Source organism: Streptomyces sp. NPDC051310 (assembly GCF_044455245.1).
In the GTDB taxonomy this organism is placed as follows: Bacteria; Actinomycetota; Actinomycetes; order Streptomycetales; family Streptomycetaceae; genus Streptomyces.
This window is the reverse complement of the sequence record NZ_JBITEO010000011.1, coordinates 40,882-61,399: the sequence shown is the minus strand read 5'-3', so window position 1 is coordinate 61,399 and position 20,518 is coordinate 40,882. Positions and strand designations below refer to the sequence as shown.

Annotated in this window: 22 protein-coding genes; 10 read left to right on the top strand and 12 right to left on the bottom strand. The window is 74.5% G+C overall.

What is annotated here, in order from left to right:
- The first annotated feature begins 6 nt into the window (after positions 1-6).
- The 4 genes from ACIA79_RS17925 (at position 7) to ACIA79_RS17910 (ending at position 4,099) form a co-directional block, all read left to right on the top strand.
- On the top strand, positions 7-1,449 hold the full coding sequence (locus tag ACIA79_RS17925; protein WP_399429246.1) for a TrkH family potassium uptake protein: 1,443 nt from the start codon (positions 7-9) through the stop codon (positions 1,447-1,449).
- Complete coding sequence (locus ACIA79_RS17920) at positions 1,442-2,167, top strand: potassium channel family protein (protein WP_399429244.1); 726 nt, start codon at positions 1,442-1,444, stop codon at positions 2,165-2,167. Before ACIA79_RS17925 ends, ACIA79_RS17920 begins: the two co-directional genes overlap by 8 nt.
- Before the next feature lie 10 nt (positions 2,168-2,177).
- Positions 2,178-3,584 (top strand): dihydrolipoyl dehydrogenase family protein, encoded by a 1,407-nt coding sequence (locus ACIA79_RS17915; RefSeq protein ID WP_399429243.1) that lies wholly within the window; start codon positions 2,178-2,180, stop codon positions 3,582-3,584.
- Between the two features lie 95 nt (positions 3,585-3,679).
- Complete coding sequence (locus tag ACIA79_RS17910; RefSeq protein ID WP_399429242.1) at positions 3,680-4,099, top strand: Hsp20/alpha crystallin family protein; 420 nt, start codon at positions 3,680-3,682, stop codon at positions 4,097-4,099.
- Positions 4,100-4,498: 399 nt separating this feature from the next.
- Here the strand turns inward: ACIA79_RS17910 and ACIA79_RS17905 are convergent, their stop codons facing one another.
- A complete protein-coding gene (locus tag ACIA79_RS17905) occupies positions 4,499-5,971 on the bottom strand; it encodes an amino acid permease (protein ID WP_399429241.1) in 1,473 nt (490 codons plus the stop codon).
- 466 nt (positions 5,972-6,437) lie between these two features.
- On the opposite strand from ACIA79_RS17905, the gene ACIA79_RS17900 reads away from it, so the two are divergent.
- The gene (locus tag ACIA79_RS17900; RefSeq protein ID WP_399429240.1) at positions 6,438-7,328 is read left to right on the top strand and encodes a universal stress protein; all 891 of its coding nucleotides are present in this window, start codon (positions 6,438-6,440) and stop codon (positions 7,326-7,328) included.
- Between the two features lie 38 nt (positions 7,329-7,366).
- On the opposite strand, the gene ACIA79_RS17895 is transcribed toward ACIA79_RS17900, so the two are convergent.
- The 6 genes from ACIA79_RS17895 to ACIA79_RS17870 form a co-directional block, all read right to left on the bottom strand.
- Entirely contained in the window at positions 7,367-7,795 is a 429-nt protein-coding gene (locus ACIA79_RS17895) for a hypothetical protein (protein WP_399429239.1), read from the bottom strand.
- A 111-nt stretch (positions 7,796-7,906) separates the two neighbouring features.
- Positions 7,907-8,332, bottom strand: coding sequence for an ankyrin repeat domain-containing protein (locus ACIA79_RS17890; protein ID WP_399429238.1), 426 nt, complete (start codon positions 8,330-8,332; stop codon positions 7,907-7,909).
- 27 nt (positions 8,333-8,359) lie between these two features.
- On the bottom strand, positions 8,360-8,524 hold the full coding sequence (locus ACIA79_RS17885; protein WP_399429237.1) for a hypothetical protein: 165 nt from the start codon (positions 8,522-8,524) through the stop codon (positions 8,360-8,362).
- A 38-nt stretch (positions 8,525-8,562) separates the two neighbouring features.
- The gene (locus ACIA79_RS17880; protein WP_399429236.1) at positions 8,563-8,919 is read right to left on the bottom strand and encodes a PRC-barrel domain-containing protein; all 357 of its coding nucleotides are present in this window, start codon (positions 8,917-8,919) and stop codon (positions 8,563-8,565) included.
- Between the two features lie 130 nt (positions 8,920-9,049).
- Positions 9,050-9,295: a hypothetical protein gene (locus tag ACIA79_RS17875; RefSeq protein WP_399429419.1), complete on the bottom strand. Its 246-nt coding sequence runs from the start codon at positions 9,293-9,295 to the stop codon at positions 9,050-9,052.
- An 87-nt stretch (positions 9,296-9,382) separates the two neighbouring features.
- Positions 9,383-9,745 carry a helix-turn-helix domain-containing protein gene (locus tag ACIA79_RS17870; protein ID WP_399429235.1) on the bottom strand — a complete coding sequence of 121 codons (363 nt, stop codon included), beginning with the start codon at positions 9,743-9,745 and terminating at the stop codon, positions 9,383-9,385.
- A gap of 479 nt (positions 9,746-10,224) precedes the next feature.
- Here ACIA79_RS17870 and ACIA79_RS17865 point away from each other — a divergent pair, with 479 nt between their 5' ends.
- The 3 genes from ACIA79_RS17865 (at position 10,225) to ACIA79_RS17855 (ending at position 12,463) form a co-directional block, all read left to right on the top strand.
- The gene (locus ACIA79_RS17865) at positions 10,225-10,428 is read left to right on the top strand and encodes a cold-shock protein (protein ID WP_031072229.1); all 204 of its coding nucleotides are present in this window, start codon (positions 10,225-10,227) and stop codon (positions 10,426-10,428) included.
- Between the two features lie 200 nt (positions 10,429-10,628).
- Positions 10,629-12,065, top strand: a complete 1,437-nt coding sequence (locus ACIA79_RS17860; protein WP_399429234.1) for a DEAD/DEAH box helicase — start codon at positions 10,629-10,631, stop codon at positions 12,063-12,065.
- A complete protein-coding gene (locus tag ACIA79_RS17855) occupies positions 12,062-12,463 on the top strand; it encodes a CBS domain-containing protein (protein WP_399429233.1) in 402 nt (133 codons plus the stop codon). Before ACIA79_RS17860 ends, ACIA79_RS17855 begins: the two co-directional genes overlap by 4 nt.
- Before the next feature lie 11 nt (positions 12,464-12,474).
- Here ACIA79_RS17855 and ACIA79_RS17850 read toward each other — a convergent pair whose 3' ends face one another.
- Together ACIA79_RS17850 and ACIA79_RS17845 are read right to left on the bottom strand one after the other, a co-directional pair.
- Positions 12,475-12,846 (bottom strand): hypothetical protein, encoded by a 372-nt coding sequence (locus ACIA79_RS17850; RefSeq protein ID WP_399429232.1) that lies wholly within the window; start codon positions 12,844-12,846, stop codon positions 12,475-12,477.
- Between the two features lie 89 nt (positions 12,847-12,935).
- Positions 12,936-13,937, bottom strand: coding sequence for a GlxA family transcriptional regulator (locus ACIA79_RS17845; protein ID WP_399429231.1), 1,002 nt, complete (start codon positions 13,935-13,937; stop codon positions 12,936-12,938).
- A 131-nt stretch (positions 13,938-14,068) separates the two neighbouring features.
- Here ACIA79_RS17845 and ACIA79_RS17840 point away from each other — a divergent pair, with 131 nt between their 5' ends.
- Together ACIA79_RS17840 and ACIA79_RS17835 are read left to right on the top strand one after the other, a co-directional pair.
- The gene (locus tag ACIA79_RS17840; protein ID WP_399429230.1) at positions 14,069-14,971 is read left to right on the top strand and encodes an NAD(P)-dependent oxidoreductase; all 903 of its coding nucleotides are present in this window, start codon (positions 14,069-14,071) and stop codon (positions 14,969-14,971) included.
- 37 nt (positions 14,972-15,008) lie between these two features.
- Positions 15,009-17,132, top strand: coding sequence for a SpoIIE family protein phosphatase (locus tag ACIA79_RS17835; protein ID WP_399429229.1), 2,124 nt, complete (start codon positions 15,009-15,011; stop codon positions 17,130-17,132).
- Between the two features lie 2 nt (positions 17,133-17,134).
- Here ACIA79_RS17835 and ACIA79_RS17830 read toward each other — a convergent pair whose 3' ends face one another.
- The 3 genes from ACIA79_RS17830 to ACIA79_RS17820 form a co-directional block, all read right to left on the bottom strand.
- Positions 17,135-18,775 carry a cation acetate symporter gene (locus tag ACIA79_RS17830; protein ID WP_399429228.1) on the bottom strand — a complete coding sequence of 547 codons (1,641 nt, stop codon included), beginning with the start codon at positions 18,773-18,775 and terminating at the stop codon, positions 17,135-17,137.
- Positions 18,772-19,107 carry a hypothetical protein gene (locus ACIA79_RS17825; protein WP_399429227.1) on the bottom strand — a complete coding sequence of 112 codons (336 nt, stop codon included), beginning with the start codon at positions 19,105-19,107 and terminating at the stop codon, positions 18,772-18,774. Before ACIA79_RS17825 ends, ACIA79_RS17830 begins: the two co-directional genes overlap by 4 nt.
- 92 nt (positions 19,108-19,199) lie before the next feature.
- Complete coding sequence (locus ACIA79_RS17820; protein WP_399429226.1) at positions 19,200-20,420, bottom strand: PucR family transcriptional regulator; 1,221 nt, start codon at positions 20,418-20,420, stop codon at positions 19,200-19,202.
- Positions 20,421-20,518: the final 98 nt, after the last annotated feature.

Genomic DNA, 20,518 nt, shown 5'->3' with positions numbered 1-20,518 from the left:
GAGGCGGTGGAGGCCGGACAGGCGACGGGACGGGCCGGACAGGCGGCGGGACGGGCCGGACAGGCGGCGGGACGGGCCGGGCGGGTGGCGCGGGGGCCCCGCCACGCGCTCTTCACCCGGCACCCGGCCCGTACGGTCGTCCTCGCGTTCGCCGTCGCGGTCGTGGCCGGCACCGGCCTGCTCGCGCTGCCCCTCGCCACCGCGGACGGCCGCGCCACCGACCCCGTCACCGCCCTGTTCACCGCCACCTCCGCCGTGTGCGTGACCGGACTGGTGGTGGTGGACACCGGCACCTACTGGAGCGGCTTCGGCGAGGGCGTCATCCTGGCGCTGGTCCAGATCGGCGGCTTCGGGATCATGACGCTGGCGTCGCTGCTCGCGCTCCTCGTCTCCGGCCGGCTGCGCCTGCGGCTCCAGCTGACCGCCGCGGCCGAGACCAGGAGCCTCGGCATCGGCGACGTGCGCCGGGTCCTGCTCGGCGTTGCACTGTGCGCGCTGGTCGTGGAGCTGGCCACCGGCGCCGTGCTGGCCCTGCGGCTGCGGTTCGCGTACGGCGAGGGCGTCGGCTCCGCCGTGCACCTGGGGTTCTTCCACGCGGTGTCCGCGTACAACAACGCCGGCTTCGGGCTGCGCCCCGACAACCTCGTCCCGTACGCCCGGGACCCGTGGGTGACGCTGCCGGTCGCGACCGCCGTCATCATCGGCGGGATCGGCTTCCCGGTGCTCCTGGAGCTGCTGCGCCACCGCCGCACGCGGCGCACCACCGGACGGCGGCGGTGGTCGCTGCACACCAAGCTGACGCTGCTCACCTCGGCCGCCCTGCTGGTCACCGGGACCGTGCTCACCTGCCTGTTCGAGTGGGACAATCCCGGCACCTTCGGGCCGCTCGACGGGTGGGAGCGGGCGCTGAACGGCTTCTTCCACTCCGCGGTGAGCCGTACGGCCGGCTTCAACACCGTCGACGTCGGCGCGATGGAGTCCTCCACGCTGCTGCTCACCTCGATCCTGATGTTCATCGGCGGCGGGAGCGCGAGCACCGCCGGCGGCATCAAGGTGACCACCTTCGCCGTGCTCGCCGTGGCGATGCTCGCCGAGGTGCGCGGCGAACCCCACTCGGAGGCGATGGGCCGCCGGCTCGCGCCGCACACCCTGCGCCAGGCGCTGACCGTGGCGCTGTTCGGCGTCGGACTCGTCGTCACCGGCACGCTCGCCCTGCAGACCCTCAGCGGGATGCCGCTCGACGCGGTGCTGTTCGAGACGGTAGCCGCGTTCGGGACCGCCGGCCTGACCACCGGCGTCACCGCGGACTTCACCACCCCCGGGCGGCTGATCCTCGTCCTGCTCATGTTCGTCGGCCGGCTCGGCCCGGTCACCCTCGTCTCCGCCCTCGCCCTGCGCGAGCGCACCCGCCGCTACCACCTGCCCGAGGAGCGACCCGTCATTGGCTGACCACCCGACCCCCTGGCGCCGGCGCCGGCGCGAACGGCCCGCCCCGCGAACGCCGCACGCCGCGCCGGGCGACCGGCGCGTGGCCGTGATCGGCCTCGGCCGCTTCGGCAGCTCCCTGGCCGACGAGCTCACCCGGCGCGGCTGGGACGTCCTCGGCATCGACTCCGACCCGCGCCTCGTCCAGCAGCACAGCGCGCTGATCACGCACGCCGCCGCCGCCGACTGCACGGACCCCGAGGTGCTGCGCCAGCTCGGCGTGCACGAGTTCACCCGGGCGGTCGTCGGCATCGGGCACGCCATGGAAGCGAGCATCCTGATCACCGCCAACCTGCTGGACCACGGGGTGCCCCACATCTGGGCCAAGGCCGTCAGCCGCCAGCACGGCCGGATCCTCGAACGGCTCGGCGCCCACCACGTGGTCCTGCCCGAGCACGAGATGGGCGAGCGGGTCGCGCACCTGGTGACCGGGCGGATGCTCGACTTCATCCGGTTCGACGACGACTACGCGCTGGCGAAGACCGTCGCCCCGCTCCGCGCCACCGGCGTTCCCCTCGGCGAGAGCCAGGTGCGCAGCCGGTACGGGGTCACGGTCGTCGGCATCAAACGCCCGGGGCAGGACTTCACGTACGCCACCGCCGAGACGGTCATCGAACGGGGCGACGTCATCGTCGTCACGGGCCGCACCCGGGCGGTGGAGACCTTCGCAGAGCTGACCTAGGAGGTGCCGCATGGCGCGGGACACGGACGTCGTGGTGATCGGGATGGGCGTGGCCGGGGAGCACGTCGCCGGGCGGCTGGCCGAGGCCGGGCTCGACGTCGTCGGGGTGGAGGCCGAGCTGGTCGGCGGGGAGTGCCCGTACTGGGCCTGCATCCCCAGCAAGATGATGATCCGCGCGGGCAATCTGCTCGCCGAGGCCCGGCGCGTCCCGGGCATGGCCGGCACGGCCGAGGCGGCACCCGACTTCGCCCAGGTCGCCGCCCGGATCCGGGGCGAGGCTACGGACGACTGGAACGACCGGGCGGCCGTCGACCGCTTCACCGGCAAGGGCGGGCACTTCGTCCGCGGCCGCGCCCGGCTGAGCGGGCCCGGCCGGGTCGAGGCCGACGGCACGGTGTTCGCCGCGCGGCGCGGGATCGTCGTCGCCACCGGCAGCAGCCCGCAGGCACCGCCCGTGCCGGGCCTCGACACCGTCCCGTACTGGACCAACCGCGATGCCGTCGCCGCCGAGGAGGCGCCCGGATCGCTGCTGGTGCTCGGCGGCGGTGCGGTCGGCCTGGAGCTGGCCCAGGCGTTCGCCCGCTTCGGCACCGCCGTGACCGTCGTGGAGGCGGCGGGCCGGCTGCTGCCCCCCGAGGAGCCCGAGGCGAGCGCGCTCGTCACCGGTGTCCTGCGCGGGCAGGGGATCATGGTGCTGACGGGGGCGCGCGCCACCCGGGTGCGGTACGGGGACGGCACGTTCCGGCTGACCCTCGACAGCGGCGAGGAACTCGGCGCGCAGCGGCTGCTGGTGGCCACCGGGCGGCGCCCGGTGCTGGCCGGCCTCGGCCTGGAGACGGTGGGCCTGGACGTGGCGGGCGCGCGGGCGCTGGAGGTCGACGGGAGGATGCGCGCGGCCGGCGCGGACGGCGTGTGGGGCATCGGCGACGTGACCGGGCGCGGTGCGTTCACGCACGTGGCGATGTACCAGGCGGAGATCGTCGCCCGCGACCTCCTCGGTGAGCCGGGGCCCGAGGCCGACTACCGCGCCCTGCCGCGCGTCACGTTCACCGACCCGGAGGTCGGCTCGGTGGGGCTGACGGAGCACCAGGCCCGCGAGCGGGGCCTGCGGGTGCGGACCGGCACCGCGCAGGTGCCCTCCTCGACGCGCGGCTGGATCCACAAGGCGGGCAACGAGGGACTGGTCAAGCTGGTCGCCGACGCCGATCGCGGGGTGCTGGTCGGCGCCACCTCCGCCGGTCCGGCGGGCGGCGAGGTGCTCTACGGGCTCGCGGTCGCGGTGCACGCGGAGGTGCCCGTCGCGCGCCTGCGCCACATGCTCTTCGCGTACCCCACCTTCCACCGCGCCGTGGAGGCCGCGCTCACCGATCTGGGCGACCTCGCCCGGGAGGCGCCCGAGGGGCAGCAGGTAAGTTGAGCGTTGTCTTGTCAACTTGCCTTCGGCGCGGTATATAAAGGTCTCGTCGGAAGCTGACAGCGCCGCAACGGCACACGACGAGGAGGCGACCCAAGATGCTGCTGCGCACCGATCCCTTCCGTGAGCTGGACCGCCTGACCGAGCAGATGTTCGGCGGCGCGGGCCGCTCGGCCGTCCCGATGGACGCCTGGCGCGAGGACGGCGCACTCCGGGTGGTGTTCGACCTCCCGGGCGTGGACCCGGACACCGTCGACCTGAGCGTCGAGAAGGACGTGCTGACCGTGCAGGCGGAGCGCCGGCCGGTGGCCGGGGAGGGCGCCGAGATGGTGATCTCCGAGCGGCCCACGGGCACGTTCACCCGTCAGCTGGTCCTGGGCGACACCCTGGACACGGAGCGCATCGAGGCGACGTACGACGCGGGTGTCCTGAGCCTGCGGATCCCGGTGGCCGAGCAGGCCAAGCCGCGCAAGATCATGATCAGCGGCGGCGGCGGACACAAGGAGCTGCGCTCCTGACACCGCCGCGCGGCGCCGGCGGCCCGTGGTGGCACGACCGCCCGCGCACGGGGCTCCGGGCATGACGGCCCCGTCGGCGTGACGAGCGGGCCGGCGGACGGCGCGGGGCCGGCGAACGGCGTCCGGTGCGGCGGCACGGCTTCGGCGAAGGGTGCCGGTCCTGCGGCCGGCCCGGGCCGGGCGACCGGTGCCGGTTCCGCGGGCGACCCGCTTCGCGGGCGATGCGGATGCTGCGGGCGGTGCCGGTCCTGCGGGCGGCCCGGGTCAGGCGAACGGCGCCCGGTTCAGCGGGCGGTGCTGCGCCGTGGTGCCGCCCCGGGCCCGGGCCCGGGGTGGGAACGGCGAAGGGACGCCCCGGCATCCCGGCCGGGGCGTCCCTTCGTGCGTCGCGCGCGGGCGTCAGCCGCGCGGGCGGCCCGCCGGCTCCAGCGGCTGCTCGCCACCGGTGGCCGCGTCCGCCGCGACCTGCGGGGTGCGGGTCTTCAGCACGGCCCAGCCGACCGCCAGGCACACGGCCCAGCCGGCGCCCACGTACAGCGAGACGCGGCTGTCGGGGTCGATGGCGATGAGCACGGTCACCATGAGGAGGAACGCCACCGCGATCCAGCTGCACACGGTGCCGCCCGGGGCGGGGAAGGACGAGGCCGGCAGGCGGCCGGCGACGACCGCCCGGCGGTAGAGGATGTGGCTGACGAGGATCATCAGCCAGGTCCAGATGCCGGCGGCGGTGGCCACCGAGGTGACGTAACCGAAGGCCTTCTCCGGGACGACGTAGTTGAGGACCACGCCGATGCCCATCAGGGCGGCGGAGAGGGTGATGCCGATGGCCGGCGTCTTGGTGGAGCTCAGCTTCCCGAGCGCCTTCGGCGCCTCGGAGTTGGCCGCCAGGCCCCGCAGCATGCGGCCCGTGGAGTACATGCCGGAGTTGCAGGACGACAGCGCGGCCGTCAGGACGACGAAGTTGACGATCGCCGCGCCCGCCGGGATGCCGATCTTCGCGAAGGCCGCCACGAAGGGGCTCACGCCCGCCTCGAACTCGGTCCACTTGACCACCATCAGGATCACGCTGAGCGCACCGACGTAGAAGACGATGATCCGCCACGGCAGCGTGTTGATGGCCTTGGGAAGGGTCTTCTCCGGGTTCTCCGACTCGCCCGCCGTGACACCGACGAGCTCGACGGCGAGGTAGGCGAACATGACGCCCTGGAGGGTCATCAGGCTGGAGCCGATGCCCTTGGGGAAGATGCCGTCGTGGGCCCAGATGTTGGAGACCGCGGCGGTGTCACCGGCCTGGCTGAAGCCGAGGGTCACGACACCGAGGCCGATCACGATCATGCCGACGAGCGCGGTGACCTTGACCATCGAGAACCAGAACTCGATCTCGCCGAAGATCTTCACCGAGATCAGGTTGGCCAGGTACAGGACGACCAGGAAGACCAGGGCCGTCACCCACTGCGGGACCTGCGGGAACCAGAAGTTCACGTAGATCGCCGCGGCCGTCAGTTCCGCCATGCCGGTGACGACCCACATGAGCCAGTACGTCCACCCGGTCACGAACCCGAAGAACGGGCCGAGGAACTCGCGGGCGTACTCCGCGAAGGAGCCCGACACCGGCCGGTACAGGAGCAGCTCGCCGAGCGCCCGCATGATGAAGAACACGATCACGCCGGCGAGGGCGTACATGAGGATGAGGCTGGGTCCGGCCTTCGCGATGTTCGCGCCCGCACCCAGGAAGAGGCCCACGCCGATGGCGCCGCCGATTGCGATCATCTGGACCTGACGGCTGCCGAGCCCGCGCTCGTAGCCCTCTTCGGGAGTGCCTCCCGCGGCCCCATTGCCGTCGCTGTGCTTGCCGACCTGCACTGAGGTCATGGTTGTTGCGCCTTTCTCCATGCGCGATCCGTGCCTGACGGCCACGGATCGGGTCACGATCCCCCCGGATGTGGATGGAGTTGCATACCGGCGGTCCGCCGGTCGTAGCGCCCTGCCGGACAGGGATGGCGTCCGGCAGGAGTCGTGCAGATTTATCACAGCCGTCACGATGATCCAGACGTTCGTACGTGACCCACGCCACGGGAAGAGCCGTGCAAAACGGTCACGGACGGGCAAGTGGGGTGATCGGTTTGACGCGATCGTTATCCGGATCTGAGCAACACCTGAGCGAACACCGATCGACCGGGTGGCCTACCGATGGGTAACCGAGGGTGACCGTTCCGCCGGCGTCCACCCCGCTCCGCACAGGGCTGGACGCCGTCCGGCCGGGTACGCGTATGACGCACCGTGAACGAGTCGTCGCAGCGCCCCGATCGAGAACGGGCGAGAAACGGAGCAGCCAGTGATGAGCAACGCCGTACCTCACCACGACCGGCCGATCGTCGTCGGCGTCGAGGACGGGCCCGGACAGGAGGAGCTCGTACGGTTCGCCGCGCGGCAGGCACTGCTGCACGGCAATCCCCTGCACATCGCCCACGTCCTGCGGGAGTCCCCGGGGGAGGAGGAGCGGGGCGACGCCGCGGTCAAGGAAGCGGCGCTGCTCGTGCAGCGGTACGAGGAGATCGTGCGGTCCGAATACCCCGAGGTCATCGTGTCCGGTGAACTGCCCGTCGGCAGCCCGGCGGCCGCACTGGTGGAGCGCTCCGCGGACGCCGCGACCGTGGTGATCGGCCACCGCGGCAGCGGCGGCTTCCCGCGGCTGCCCCTGGGGTCGGTCAGCTGGCAGGTCGCCACGCACGCCGCGTGCCCGGTGATCGTCGTACGCCCGGGGGAGAGCGAGGAACCGCGCGACAACCGCGTCGTCGTCGGCGTCGCCGCGGACGAGGCGTCGCTCGCCGCGCTGGACGTGGCCTACCGCGAGGCGCAGTTGCGCGGGGCCGCGCTGGAGGTCGTCCACGGCGCCTTCCACCCCGGCATGCTGCCGTCCGGTCCGGTCGGCATGGTGCCGCCCGACTTCACGCTCATGGAGGACGGGGCCCGCGAGTACCTGAAGCAGCAGACCGGTCTGCGCCGCGACCGGTACCCCGACGTGCCGGTGGAGGTGCGCATCGAGCACACCCGGCCCGCCACGCTGCTGGTCGAGGCCGCGCTCGACGCCTCGCTGCTCGTCGTCGGCTCCCGCGGCCGCACCGGGCTGCGCCGGCTGTTCCTCGGCTCGGTCAGCGCCGAGGTCCTGCACGAGGCGCAGTGCCCGGTCCTGGTGGTGCCGGTCGTCGAGGAGGACGCCGCCGCCTGACGCGGCGGGCCGCCGGGACCGGCCCGGGGCGATACCGCTCAGCGCCGCCCGGAGCCGCCGCCCGTGCCGCCCGGCCCGCGCCGCAGCCGCCGCACCAGGCGCGGCAGACCGCGCAGCAGCCGGCGCAGCCGGCGGCGGATCCCGCCCAGCGGACGCACGGCGGACGCGGCGGGCGGCCGTCCCCCGGTCCCGAGGGGCACCAGCGGCATCAGGTAGCGGGCTCCGCCGCGCACCAGCACGCACAGCGGGACCTCGTCCACGTCCTCCACGAGCAGCGTGACCGGCTCCGGCGGGTCCCCCGGCAGCTCCGCCGCCAGCTCCGTGACGCCCCGGCCGTGGGTGTGCCGGGCGGCGACGACCTTGCCGTCGACCAGTACCTCCACGTCGTGCGCCGTGCGCCCGAGGAGCACGGTGACGGAGTGGCCGTCCTGGTCCAGGTGGAAGCGGTGGCGGTGGGGCGCGCTCATCGTCCCGAAGCTACGCGGCGCGGACCCGCCGGCCCGCCACCGGCGAGGCGTGCCCGGCCGGTTCAGCCGTGTGGCGCATCGCGGCCGGGAGGGTGAGTCCCGTGGAGCCGCTCACCACGGCGGGGACGGCGCTCCGGCCGCGGTGAGCAGCGCCACGACGTCCGGGTACGGTCCGGCGGCCGCCCACTCCAGTGCGGTGCGTCCGGTGCCGTGGTCCTCCCGCAGCTCCGGGCGGGCGCCGTGCTCCAGGAGCGCCCGCACGGTCTCGGTGTGGCCCCAGCACGCGGCGGCGCACAGGGGTGTGCCCTCGGAGCCGTACCCGCTCTCGGCGTCGGGCGGGGCTCCCGCGGCGAGCAGCACACGGGCGACGTTCGCCTCTCCCTGCACCGCGGCGGCGTAGAGGGGAGTGGTCCCGTCCGCGTCCGCCCGGCCGGGATCGGCCCCGGCGCGCAGCAGCGCCCGTACGCGCGGCAGTTCGCCGAAGGCCGCGGCGGCCACCAGCCGCCGGGTGAGCTTCTTGCTCCGTCGCAGGTTCACCCGGCGACCCTACGCGGGGAGCCGTGGCTACCTCAGGGGGCGGGAGCGCCGGGACCAGCGCACGGCGAAGACCACGATGTCGACGACCAGCACGATGATGCCGATGACCAGCAGGAACAGCAGACCTTCGGCGACCACGCCGATCAGTCCGAGGATGATGGCCACGAGGACCAGGAGCAGGAACAGCGCCATGGCGGGGACCTCCAGCGGGGCAGCGGGGGAACGGCCGGTCAGCGGCGTGCGAGCTGCCGCTCGCCCTGGGCACCGGGCCGGTAGGGCAGGCCGTAGTGCTGGAAGACCGCCTCTTCGCCGTCGGCCGGGAGGACGTCGTCCGGGCCCATGGACGGGGCCTTGCGGACGCGGCCCTTGTCGTACGGGACCTTGAGGTAGTCCGGCCCGACCGTCGCCTCGTCGAGGGGGACGAACACCAGGCGCTGCCGGGTCGGCAGCCCGGTGCGCACCGTGGCCATGGCGGGCTCGTCGGTCCTGGTGTCCACGTAGACCGCCTCCAGCACGCCGATCTTGTGGCCCTTGGTGTCGACCACGTCGTGGTTGCGCCACTCACGGATGTCTGCTGACCGAATCATGCGCGCTGCCCTCTGAGCGGGTCCGGTGTCCGGTGGACTCTTCGAGTCCAGCGTGCCCCGGTGCGCCGGGGGGTGCCACACGGGGCTCCGCGGCCGGGCGGCTGCCCTCCGGCGGTGGCGCCGGGCGGTGTCAGACCTCGTCCGCCCGCCGGGGGTCGTCGAACGAGGACTCGCTGGTCGCCAGCCAGGAGCGGGCCGGCTCCGCCGGCTGGGTGGTGTCCACCGTCAAGTGGAGGCGGGTGCCGCCGCCGGGGCCGGCGGGATAGCTGCGCTGTTCCGTCGCGGCGAAGCAGTGCCGCAGGACGTCGGCGACCCTGCGGGCGACCTCCGGTGTCGCCGCCACGACCCGGACCTCCGCGTGTCCGGCCGTGGGCATGTCCTCCTCGGCCTGCACAGCGTCACCTCCTCCGAACGCCACGGGGACCGGCCGGTCCCCGTGGCCAGTGTGCACCCCGGCGGCCCGTCAGACGCCCTCGCCGCGGGCCGGGCCGCCGACGCGGGAGCCTTCCCCGCGGCGCAGATCCTCGTTGTCCTGCAGGGCCACGCCGAGCCGGTCCTCCAGGGTGATGATGCGGCAGGCCGCCTCCACCGGGGTGCCCTGGTCGACCAGCTCGCGGGCGCGCGACGCGATGCGCAGCTGATGCCGGGAGTACCTGCGGTGACCGCCTCCGGACCGCAGCGGCGCGATGAGCCCGGCCTCGCCGAGGGCGCGCAGGAACGCGGGGGACGTGCCGATCATCTCCGCGGCGCGCCCCATCGTGTACGCCGGGTAGTGGTCGTCGTCGAGGTTGTCGGCGGCGGGGGTGGACCGGGTTTCGGACGCCATGCGGACCTTTCGTCCCTTCGGCAGCGGGCGTACCGGGGCGGTCGCCTCGCGCTGCGCCCGCGGACCGTGACCGGCGGGCGTGCGGAAAGTCTATTGCGGCCGTTGCAGATTCGTCATGGTGCTCCCCCGCCGCCGCGCCCGGGGCTTCGCCGGGACGCGTGCCGCCGGCCGGGGGACCCGGATGGCAAACCTGCGGTGGAGTCGATGCGGATTTCTCCTGTCGCGACGGAAGAATTCGAAGGCGCGCGCCCCCAGGATTTCTCGTCCCGATAATTGGTCGGCGTATTTCCCTGCCGTTCCCCGCGCTGCGTGCTACTGTCGATATCAGTTGCAGTTGTGGTTCCCAGACTTCAAGTGCCCCGCCCGGTCGTCCGTGGCGGAGCACTTTTGTTTTGCCGGTATTCCGGACGGGTCAATCATCGCGGCGACGCGCGAGACCCGCACAGTGCGGGCTCGGAAAACCCGCAAGGAGCAGAGACATGGCTACTGGCACCGTGAAGTGGTTCAACGCTGAAAAGGGCTTCGGCTTCATCGAGCAGGAGGGTGGCGGCGCGGACGTGTTCGCCCACTACTCGAACATCGCGACCTCCGGGTTCCGCGAGCTGCAGGAGGGCCAGAAGGTCTCCTTCGACGTGACGCAGGGCCAGAAGGGCCCGCAGGCCGAGAACATCGTTCCCGCCTGACGCGCACCGCTCTGACGGCGCCGGGGCCCGCACCTAGGGGTGCGGGCCCCGGCGCCGTTTTTCTTCGAGGCGGCTGTCCCGCTGCCCGGCCTCTCACGGACCGGCCGCCCGGTTCCGGCCCCGGCCCCGCGCGTCCGGCCCTTCCGCTCGGCGCCGCAATTCCGCTGTATCCGGCAGTGTCGAGGGCCGACGATTCCTCGATGTGTTCATCACGTCCATTTCGAGGAAGGCATCTCGTGAACCCTGTGTCCCGTTCCGGCCCGCCCGGACCCGCCGTCCCCCGCGGGCCGGCAGCGCACGGCCCCGGCACCCCGTCGCTCCCCCCGGTCGCCGCATTCTCCGACCTGGACCTCCCCGCCCCGCTCCTGGCCGCGCTCGCGGCCGAGGGCGTGACCGTGCCGTTCCCCATCCAGGCGGCGACCCTGCCGAACACGCTGGCGGGCCGGGACGTCCTGGGCCGCGGCCGTACCGGGTCCGGCAAGACCCTGGCGTTCGGGCTCGGCGTGGTCGCCCGCCTCGCGGGCCGGGTCGCCGAACCCCGGCGTCCCCTGGCGGTGGTGCTCGTGCCCACCCGTGAACTCGCCCAGCAGGTCGGGGACGCGCTCGCCCCGTACGCCCGCGCCCTGCGGCTCCGGCCCCTCACCGTGGTCGGCGGGCTGTCCCTCCGGCGCCAGGCCGCCGCGCTGCGCGACGGCGCCGACATCCTGGTGGCCACGCCGGGCCGGCTCGGTGACCTCGTCGAGCGCGGGGACTGTTGCCTCGACGCCGTCGTCGTCACCGTCCTGGACGAGGTCGACCGGATGACCGACCTGGGCTTCCTGCCCCAGATCACCGGACTGCTGGACCGGGTGCCGGCCACCGGCCAGAAGCTGCTCTTCTCCGCCACGCTCGACGGCGCCGCCGACATCCTGGTCCGGCGGTACCTGAACGATCCGGTCGTGCACGCGGTCGACGCCCCGACCGGCGCGGTGACCACGATGGAGCACCACCTCCTCCACGTCAGCGACACCGGGAAGACCGGCGCGACCACACGGATCGCGGCCCGCGACGGCCGCGTGATCATGTTCCTGGACACCCGGGACGCGGTGGACCGCCTCACCCGGCACCTGCTCGACAGCGGCATCCACGCCCGCGCCCTGCACAGCGGCAGGACCCAGGCGCAACGCACCCGTACCCTGGCCGAGTTCAAGGAGGGGCGCGTCCCCGTCCTGGTCGCGACGGACGTGGCGGCCCGCGGTCTTCACGTCGACGACCTCGACCTCGTCGTCAACGTCGATCCGCCCGCCGACCACAAGGCCTACCTGCACCGGGGCGGCCGTACGGCCCGCGCCGGCGGCCGGGGCAGGGTCGTCACCCTCGTCCTGCCGCACCAACGCCGTTCCGTGGGCGCCCTGTTGGCCCGTGCGGGCGTCACCGCGCAGGTCACCGCGGTGCGCCCCGACGGGCCGGAGCTCAGCCGGATCACGGGCGCGCGGACGCCCGCGGGGGCCCCGGTCCTCACCGCCGTGGCGGCGCAGCCCGACGGGCCGGCCGGTGACCCGACCGGCCGGCTGCACGCCGGAGCGGGCGGGGGCCGCCCGGCTCGCCCGTCCCTCCCGGCGCCCCACCACCCCGCCACGGGCGGAGCGGCCGCATGACGCCTTCCCCGGGCCTCGTACGCGACGCCATGGGGCCGACGGGCCCCCAGGTCGGCGACGACATGAACCTGGACCTCGCCCTGTCCGTCCTCGCCGCCGCCCGCTCCGGGCACCTCGTGGTGTGCGACGCCGACGGGCGGTGCACCGGGCTCGTCTCCCGGACCCAGCTCACCGACCACCCGGCCGGCACCTGGTACACGGACCTCACCAGCCTGCGGGACGTCGCCCACGACCGGGGGCCCTTCACCTCGGTCCTGACGGCCCTGCCCGTCGCCGAGCGCGCCATGCGCGGCCGTACGCAGCAGGCGTCCGTCGTGGTGGACGACGACGGGTACGCCGTGGGGATCCTCGCGGCCCCGCACGGCGACACCCCCGCGGAGGCGCCCCGCGGTGCGTGAGCGCCCGCGGGTCAGCTGTCGGTGTAGCTGAAGTCGCCCACCGTCCACGCGCTGACGTCCTCGATGGCCACGCGGTACATCCCGCCGGTCTCGGGGATGCCGAGCGTGCCCTGGAGGATCCGCGCCACGTGGAAGTGCAGGTGCGAGGGGACCGCCCGCCGCGGGGGCGTGTCCGCTTCCGTGCCGCCGAACACGCCGGAGAACGCGCCCAGCCGGTCGGAGTCCCGCAGGACCTCGGCGACGCGCTCCCGCCACACGGCCTCGGGAGCGAGCCGTCCTGTGATCACGGCTCCGTTGACCACGACGGTCAGGGACATCTGATTGGACTGCTCGGACTCGACCATGGACGCGACGTCCACGAGCAGGTCATCAGGCTTCGTCATGCGGTGACACTACAAGCCGCGCCCCTCCGAGGGGAGGCCGCCATGGTGAAGTCGGGGCCCGCGCCGCCCTCGCACCGGGGTCGCACCGGTCAGGCGGGTGCCTTGCGGGGGAAGGCGCGCCGGTAGTCCCCGGGCGTCACCCCGACCTGCTTGAGGAAGTGGTGGCGCAGGTTGTTCGCGGTGCCGAGGCCGCTGCGCTCCGCGACCTTCTCGATCGGCAGGTCCGTCGCCTCCAGCAGGCTCCGCGCCAGGCCCAGCCGCTGGTCGAGGAGCCACTGCAGCGGGGTCGTCCCGCTGGCGGCCCGCAGGCGCCGGTAGAAGGTCCGCGGGCTCATCGCGGCCCGCCGCGCCAGGTCCTCCACGGTGAGCGGCCGGTCCAGGCGGGCGCGGGCCCACTCCAGGGCCGGGGACAGGGCGTCGTCGTCGGCGGCGGGCACGGGCAGCTCGATGAACTGGGCCTGGCCGCCCGGCCGGTGGGCGGGCACCACCATCCGGCGGGCGAGCTGGTTGGCGATGTGCGCGCCGAGGTCGCGGCGCACCAGGTGCAGGCACAGGTCGAGTCCCGCGGTCAGCCCCGCGCTGGTGAGCACGTCACCGTCGTCCACGTACAGCACCGAGTCGTCCACGTCGACCTTCGGGTAGCGCGCGGCCAGTTGGGCGGTGTGGAGCCAGTGGGCCGTGGCGCGGCGGCCGTCGAGCAGCCCCGCCTCGGCGAGGGCGAAGGCGCCGGTGCACAGGGAGACCACGCGGGCGCCCGCGTCGTGGGCCGCGCGCAGGGCGGCGATCAGGTCGCGCGGCAGCGGGGCGCCGTCCTCGACGCAGGCGTCGGGGACCGAGGGGACGACGACCGTGTCGGCGCCGACAAGGTCGTCGAGCCCGTAGGGCGTCCGCAGCGACAGCCCGGCCGCGTCGCCGGGGGCCTCCCCGGCGGTGCCGCACAGCCTCAGCTCGTACCAGGGATCGGCGAGGTCGGGCTGCGGCTTGCCGAACACGGTGCAGGGGATGCTCAGTTCGTACAGGTCCCAGGACGGGACCGCGATCTCCCCGGTCACCACCACGGCGACGGATCCGGGCCCGGCGGCAGTACTCATGCCGTGCAGCCTATGGCAGGAATTTGGTGGGGGCCGTCACCGGTGCCACTGTTCCCGCGCGGCGGGCGCTGCGAGCGTGATGCGTACGTGATCGACCGCAATGTGCTTGACGCACCCAGGAGTTGAAGAACATGCGTACCGAATCCTCCGATCGTTCCGGGCGCCGGGCGGTGACCGTCCTCGGGCTGGGCTCGATGGGCACGGCGCTGGCGACGGCGCTGCTGGACCGCGGCCACCCGACGACCGTCTGGAACCGCTCGGCGGACCGGGCCCGTCCGCTGGCCGACCGGGGTGCCCGGGTGGCCGCGTCGGCCGCCGAGGCGGTCGCGGCCAGCCCGCTCGTGATCGTCTGTGTGCTCGACGAGGCGGCGGTGCACGCGGTCCTCGACCCGATCGCCGGCTCCCTCGCCGGCAAGGCCCTGGTCAACCTCACCACCGGCTCCCCGGAGCAGGCCCGTGAGACCGCCGGCTGGGCCGCGGCGCACGGCGCCGACTACCTCGACGGCGCGATCATGACCACCCCGCCGGGCGTCGGCAGCCCCGACATGATGTTCCTGTACAGCGGGTCGTCCACCGTCCTCGCGGAGCACCGCCCGGCCCTGGAGGCGCTCGGCGACCCGCTGCTCCTCGGGTCCGACCCCGGTCTGGCCTCCCTGCACGACGTCGCCCTGCTCGGCCTGATGTGGTCCACCATGACCGGCTGGCTGCACGGCGCCGCGCTGCTCGGTGCCGAGAAGACGCCGGCCGCGGACTTCACCCCCCTGGCGGTCCGCTGGCTGACCGCGGTGGCCGGCTTCCTGACCACGTACGCGCCGCAGGTGGACGCCGGGCGGTACCCGGGCGACGACGCCACCGTCGACGTGCAGATCGCGGCCATCGACCACCTCCTGCACGCCGCGGCCGCCCGGGGCGTGGACAACGCCCTGCCGGAGCTGCTGAAGGACGCCATGGAGCGGGCGGCCGCCGCGGGCCACGGGTCCGACAGCTTCGCGAGCGTGATCGAGGTCCTGAGGCCCCCGGCGGCCCACGGCTGACCACATTCCGCCCGGTGTCCGCACAATGGAGACACGGATGGGAAACCTGCGGAAGGGGGCGCCGGTGGCGCCGGACCGGTCGGGGGACGACAAGGCTCCCGGCCCGCTCTGGTCGGAGCCCGGAACCCTGCTGGAGCACGTACGCGTCGCGGTCTTCGGCATCGGCGGGGACGACCGGGTCTGCTTCTGGGGGCCCGGTGCCCAGGACCTGTTCGGCCACGACTCCGCCGCGGTGCTGGACCGGCCGGCCGGTGTGCTCTTCGCGGACCCGCCCGGCGGCGCCGCCCCTGGTGACGCGGGCGCCGCCGCCCCGCCCGTGCCGCTGGCCGAGCGCGGCCGCCGGCTCGGGTACTGGCGCGGCCGCCTGCGGGCCCGCCACCGGGACGGCACGCCCTTCGACTGCGGGTTCCGCGCCTTCCCGGTGACCGGCGCCGACGGGTCCTCGGTCGTCATGGCGCTGGCCAGCCGCAGCGACGAGCTCGACCGGGTGAAGACCAATCTGGCGTTCCTCGACTCGCTCTTCGAGACCTGCCCCATCGGGCTCGTCATGCTCGACGAGGAGCTGCGGTACGTGCATCTCAACCAGGCCCTCGCCGACATGGACGGGCTGTCCATCGAGGCACACCTCGGCCGCCGGACCGGCGACATCATGGTCACATCCGACGGGGGCGAGTACGAGCGGGTGCTGCGGCGCGTCACCGAGGAGGGACGGCCGGTCGTGGGCGCGCTGGTCGGAGTGCGGACCCCCGGGCACCCCGACCGCGACCAGGTGCGGTCGGTGAGCTTCTTCCCGCTCAGCGGGGCGGTCGGCAGCCGCCCCGGGGTGGGCGGGCTGCTCGTCGACGTGACCGACCGCGAGGAGGCGCTCATGGAGGCGAGCGCCCACCGCCGGCGGCTCGCCCTGCTGTACCGGGCGGCTGCGTCCATCGGCAGCACCCTCGACGTCGGCACCACCGCGCGGGAACTGGTCGGTGCAGCGGTGCCCGAGTTCTGCGACGCGTCCGTGGTGGAGACCGTGGAGTGGATGGACGAGCCCGAGGTGTTCGACCCCGGGCGGCCCCTGAACACCCGGCGTATCGCTTCCGGGACCACCCTCCCGCCGCCCGCCACCGAGCTGGTGAGCGGGCTGGAGAAGGTGACGTACCCGCCCGGATCCGCGATCCACCGCATGATCACGGCGGGGAGGGCCATCTCCGTTCCGGTGAACGACGAGTTCATGACCCGGACCGTCATCCACCGGCAGCGGGCCCAGCTGCTCAGGGAGAGCGGTCTGACCTGCCTCCTCATCGCCCCGCTGATCGCGCGCGGCACGGTGCAGGGGCTCATCATGTTCGGCCGGTCCGCGGCCCGGCTCCCCTTCACCGAGCAGGACCTCGACCTGGCCGGTGAGCTGGCCTCCCGCGCCGCGCTCTGCCTGGACAACGCGCGCCTCTACAGCCGGGTGCAGGACATCGCGGTCACCCTCCAGCGCGCCCTGCTGCCGAGCGCGCTGGCGTCCGGCCCGTACGTGGAGTTCGCCCACCGCTACGTGCCCGGCAGCCACGCCACCGAAGTCGGCGGCGACTGGTACGACGTGATCGAGCTGTCCGGCGGCCGGGTCGCCCTGGTCGTCGGCGACGTCATGGGACACGGCGTGCCGGCCGCAGCGGCCATGGGGCGGCTCCGCATCACCGCCAAGGCGCTCGCCCGGCACAACCAGGAGCCCGCCGCGCTCCTCACCGAACTGGACCTCTGCGCCCAGGAGGCGGGGATCGAGCTGGCGACCTGCCTGTACCTCCTGTACGACCCCGCCACCGGACGCGCCCGCATCGCCAACGCCGGGCACCCCCCGCCCGTGGTGCGCCGGCCGGACGGCTCGGTCGACGTGATCGGTGACGTCCTGGGCGTGCCGCTCGGGGTGGGCGGCCACCGCTTCGGGACGACCGGCGTCGACCTCCCCGACGGCGCGGTCCTCGCCCTGTACACCGACGGCCTCGTCGAGGCGCGCGGCCGGGACATCGAGGACGGCGTACGAGCGGTGTGCGGCGAACTGCGCCGGGCGGGCGAGGAGCTGGAGGTGGCGGCGGACCGCATCCTCGGCCGTCTGCTGCCCGGCACGCCGCACGACGACACGGTGCTCGTCCTCGCGCGCGTCCGCCGCCGCCCCCCGCACGGCGCCTGACCTCACCGCGGCCCCGGTGCTCCCGCCCGGTGGTGTTCCGCGGCCGCCGGGGCCCGACGCCGTCCGAGGACGCTGCCCGCCCAGCCCAGCAGGAACGCCGCGGGCAGCGAGACGAGGACGACCGTCTGGAGCGGGAACCAGTCGACGTGGCGGTCGGGGAAGAGCGCCGCGGGCGAGCCGGAGAACACCGGGCCGGAGAGCTGGAGCCCGACGGCGCAGAACAGGCCGCCGTACAGGGTCCAGAGCAGCCCGGAGCGGGTGAGGCCGCGCCAGAAGAAGGAGTACACCAGCGCCGGGAGCAGGCTGGAGGCCGCCACCGCCAGGGAGAGGACCGACAGGAACTGCACGTTCCACCCCTGCACCCCGACCGCGAGGGCGATGCTCAGGACGCCGGCCCCGGCGGACGCCCAGCGGGCGGCGGCCACCTCGCGGCCCTCGGTGGTGCGCCCCCGGCGCAGTACCTGCGTGTACAGGTCGTGCGCGATGGCCGCGGCCGCGGCGAGGGTGACGCTCGCGACCACGGCGAGGGTGGTGAGGAAGACGGCGGAGGAGACCAGCGCGACGAGCAGCGCGCCGCCCGTGCCGGTGGCCGGGCCGCCCGCGAGTGCGGCCGTGAGCAGCAGCAGGGCGCTGTTGCCGCCGGGGTCCGCCCGGACGATGGCCGGTGCGCCGACCAGCGCGGCCGCCCCGAAGCCCAGCAGGGCCGTGGTGAGGCAGAAGGCCCCGACGATGACGAGGGTGTGGCGGACGGTACGGCGGGCGGCCGCCGCGTCGGGGGCCGCGCCGAGCTGCATGGTCACGTGGGGCAGGCACGCCACGCCCAGCACGATGGTGACCATCAGGCCGATGAAGTCCAGCGTGCTCTCGGGTCCGGTGCCGGCGGCGAAGCGCAGGCCCGGGCGCAGGTACGCGTCGGGGCGGCCGCTGCCCTGCGCGGCGGCGCCGATCAGGGAGTCGGTGTCCCAGCCGAAGCGGTGCAGGAGCACGCCCGCCACCGCAGCGGCGGCGCAGAGCAGCACCACCGTCTTGATCGCCTGGATGACGATCGTGCCCCGCATGCCGCCGAAGACCGTGGCGCACACGACGAGGGCCCCGATCATCACGACGGCCGCCCGTTCGACGCCCGGGCCGGACAGTCCGAGCAGGGCCGCGGTGGTCGTCCCCGCGCCGGAGAGCTGGACGACCAGGTACGGGACGCAGGCGCTCAGGGTCACCACGGCGACCGCGATCCGCACCGCCGGCCCGGGGGCGCGCAGCGCGAGCGTGTCGCCCAGGGTGTAGCCGGCGCGTCGCCGCAGGGGCGCGGCCAGCAGCAGGAGCACCCCGAGGGACAGCACGGTGCACAGGGCGATGAACAGGCCGTCGTAGCCGTAGACCGCGACGCTGCCCGTGGTGCCGAGGACGGTGGCCGCGGAGAGGTAGACGCCGGCGAGGACGAGCGCCCCGCGCAGGGGCCGCAGCCCGCGGCCCGCCGTGTAGAAGTCGTCGACGCGGTCCCGCTCGGGTCCGCTGAGCACGCAGATGAACAGGAGGGGGACGACGAAGGCCAGGAAGCCGACGAGGACCAGGTCGCGGGCGTCCCGGTCGAGCACGCCGGACGCGGCGAGGAGGATGTCCGCATGCGGACGCGTACCGGTGCTCATCGGTCGTACCGCACCGCCGTCCACAGCAGCAGGGACACCTGGAGGAGCAGCGCCGCCACACCGACGGTGGTCCCGCCCCACAGGCCGGTGGCCATGAGGCCGGGGGCCAGGCAGGCGAGGAGTACGTGGACGGCGAAGACGCCTCCGTTGACGACGGCGAAGGACGCGCCGGTGCGGTGCGGGTGCCCCGGGGCGGGCGCGGTCGCGGACGCGGGCCGGCGCGGCCCGCCGGGCGGACGGGCGGAGGGAGGAGCGGGGAGATCGGCGGAGAGGTGGGCGGGGGGACGGGCAGGGGGGTGGTGCGGATGGGCATGGGCGTACGGGTCGGCCATGGCGTCTCCTGGCGGCGGAGGGTGCGGGCGGCACACCAGAGCAGCCGACGCGGCCCCGCCCGTCCAGGCGTGCGGCCCAGGGCGGTGCACGGTCACAACGCCGGGCGGCTCCCGCTGTGCCGACTCCCAAGCAGGGCGGCGGCCGGCCCGAGGAGCCGGTGGGCGTCGAGCGCGAGCGTCAGGCGCAGCAGGTCGCGCGGACGGGTCAGCGACAGCCCGGTGATCTGCTCGACGCGGCGCAGCCGGTTGAGCACGGTGTTGCGGTGGCAGAACATGCGCCGGGCGGCCTGGGCGGCGGAGCCGCCGTGCTCGATCCACACCCCGAGGGCGGTCAGCAGCGTCTCGCGGTCGGCGGGTTCCAGGTCGTACAGCGGGCGCAGTACCTGGTGGGCGAGTTCGGCGGCCAGGTCGGGCCGCGAGACCAGCAGGCCGTCGGGCAGCCGCGCGTCGAGGCGGACGACCTCGCCGCCGGCCCGGCAGGTGCGCAGGGCGAGCGCGGCCATGTCGCGGGCCCGGGCGAGGCCGTCCAGGCCCTGGACGACCGGGCTGATCCCGATGCGGACCCCGGCGCCGGGCCGCAGACCGGCGGCGAGCGCGTCAAGGGGCAGGCCGCCGAGGTGGGCGACGAGCACGTCCCGCTCCGCGGAGGTGTGCCGCAGGATCCGGACGCCGGGCACGTCCGGGGTGCTCCACTCCCCGCCGTACGGCGGCGCCGCCACCGCGGCCACCGCGTACCGCCCGTCGAGCGGCAGGTCGAGGACCGCCGCCGCGTCCCGCGCGAACGCAGGGTCGTCGCGGGTCTCCAGCAGCGCGGCGAGGATCAGCCGGACCCGTTCGGTGTGCCGGCTGGCGACGCCCTCGGCGGCCTGCCGGTAGGCGTCGGCGACCAGCACGGCGTCGCGGTCGTTGCTCTTCCAGACGAGTTCGGCGACGTGGACGAGCTGGCGCACGTCGCCGATCCCTTCGCCCTCCACCACGCCGATGATTCCGCTCCACACGCTTGAACCGGCCACGCGGAAGGCGTGCAGCACCTCGTCGAGGGGCCGCCCCTGCTCCGCCCGCCGGACGCCCAGCTCCCTGGTGTACCGCTCGACGTCCACGATCCGCTCCGGCTCCAGGCCGGCCTCCAGCCCGTGGCGGACGCCGGTGCCCACGGTCGTGCGCACGTCGGGCGGAGCGAGCACGGGGTCGGCGTAGTACGGCACGTCGGCGCGGATCCTCGCCACGACGGTGTCCGTGAACGCGGTGCCCCGCTCCAGCAGGCGCCGGCAGGCGCGGTGGAAGAGCTCCTGCGGGGCGGAACTGTGCTGCATGGCGCCTCCATGCCGTCCGGAGGGCCACCATGCTAAGCGGTCGCTTAAGCGCAAGCGAGATTCCGGCCGATCCGGTCCGAACCGTGACCTGCCGCGTA

Excerpts from the sequence above, each read along its gene's own strand:
- ACIA79_RS17915 (WP_399429243.1), top strand. The coding sequence starts at position 2,178 with ATGGCGCGGGACACGGACGTCGTGGTGATCGGGATGGGCGTGGCCGGG.
- ACIA79_RS17910 (WP_399429242.1), top strand. The coding sequence starts at position 3,680 with ATGCTGCTGCGCACCGATCCCTTCCGTGAGCTGGACCGCCTGACCGAG.
- ACIA79_RS17905 (WP_399429241.1), bottom strand. The coding sequence starts at position 5,971 with ATGACCTCAGTGCAGGTCGGCAAGCACAGCGACGGCAATGGGGCCGCG.
- ACIA79_RS17900 (WP_399429240.1), top strand. The coding sequence starts at position 6,438 with ATGAGCAACGCCGTACCTCACCACGACCGGCCGATCGTCGTCGGCGTC.
- ACIA79_RS17895 (WP_399429239.1), bottom strand. The coding sequence starts at position 7,795 with ATGAGCGCGCCCCACCGCCACCGCTTCCACCTGGACCAGGACGGCCAC.
- ACIA79_RS17885 (WP_399429237.1), bottom strand. The coding sequence starts at position 8,524 with ATGGCGCTGTTCCTGCTCCTGGTCCTCGTGGCCATCATCCTCGGACTG.
- ACIA79_RS17880 (WP_399429236.1), bottom strand. The coding sequence starts at position 8,919 with ATGATTCGGTCAGCAGACATCCGTGAGTGGCGCAACCACGACGTGGTC.
- ACIA79_RS17875 (WP_399429419.1), bottom strand. The coding sequence starts at position 9,295 with ATGCCCACGGCCGGACACGCGGAGGTCCGGGTCGTGGCGGCGACACCG.
- ACIA79_RS17870 (WP_399429235.1), bottom strand. The coding sequence starts at position 9,745 with ATGGCGTCCGAAACCCGGTCCACCCCCGCCGCCGACAACCTCGACGAC.
- ACIA79_RS17865 (WP_031072229.1), top strand. The coding sequence starts at position 10,225 with ATGGCTACTGGCACCGTGAAGTGGTTCAACGCTGAAAAGGGCTTCGGC.
- ACIA79_RS17860 (WP_399429234.1), top strand. The coding sequence starts at position 10,629 with ATGTGTTCATCACGTCCATTTCGAGGAAGGCATCTCGTGAACCCTGTG.
- ACIA79_RS17855 (WP_399429233.1), top strand. The coding sequence starts at position 12,062 with ATGACGCCTTCCCCGGGCCTCGTACGCGACGCCATGGGGCCGACGGGC.
- ACIA79_RS17850 (WP_399429232.1), bottom strand. The coding sequence starts at position 12,846 with ATGACGAAGCCTGATGACCTGCTCGTGGACGTCGCGTCCATGGTCGAG.
- ACIA79_RS17845 (WP_399429231.1), bottom strand. The coding sequence starts at position 13,937 with ATGAGTACTGCCGCCGGGCCCGGATCCGTCGCCGTGGTGGTGACCGGG.
- ACIA79_RS17840 (WP_399429230.1), top strand. The coding sequence starts at position 14,069 with ATGCGTACCGAATCCTCCGATCGTTCCGGGCGCCGGGCGGTGACCGTC.
- ACIA79_RS17835 (WP_399429229.1), top strand. The coding sequence starts at position 15,009 with ATGGGAAACCTGCGGAAGGGGGCGCCGGTGGCGCCGGACCGGTCGGGG.
- ACIA79_RS17830 (WP_399429228.1), bottom strand. The coding sequence starts at position 18,775 with ATGAGCACCGGTACGCGTCCGCATGCGGACATCCTCCTCGCCGCGTCC.
- ACIA79_RS17825 (WP_399429227.1), bottom strand. The coding sequence starts at position 19,107 with ATGGCCGACCCGTACGCCCATGCCCATCCGCACCACCCCCCTGCCCGT.
- ACIA79_RS17820 (WP_399429226.1), bottom strand. The coding sequence starts at position 20,420 with ATGCAGCACAGTTCCGCCCCGCAGGAGCTCTTCCACCGCGCCTGCCGG.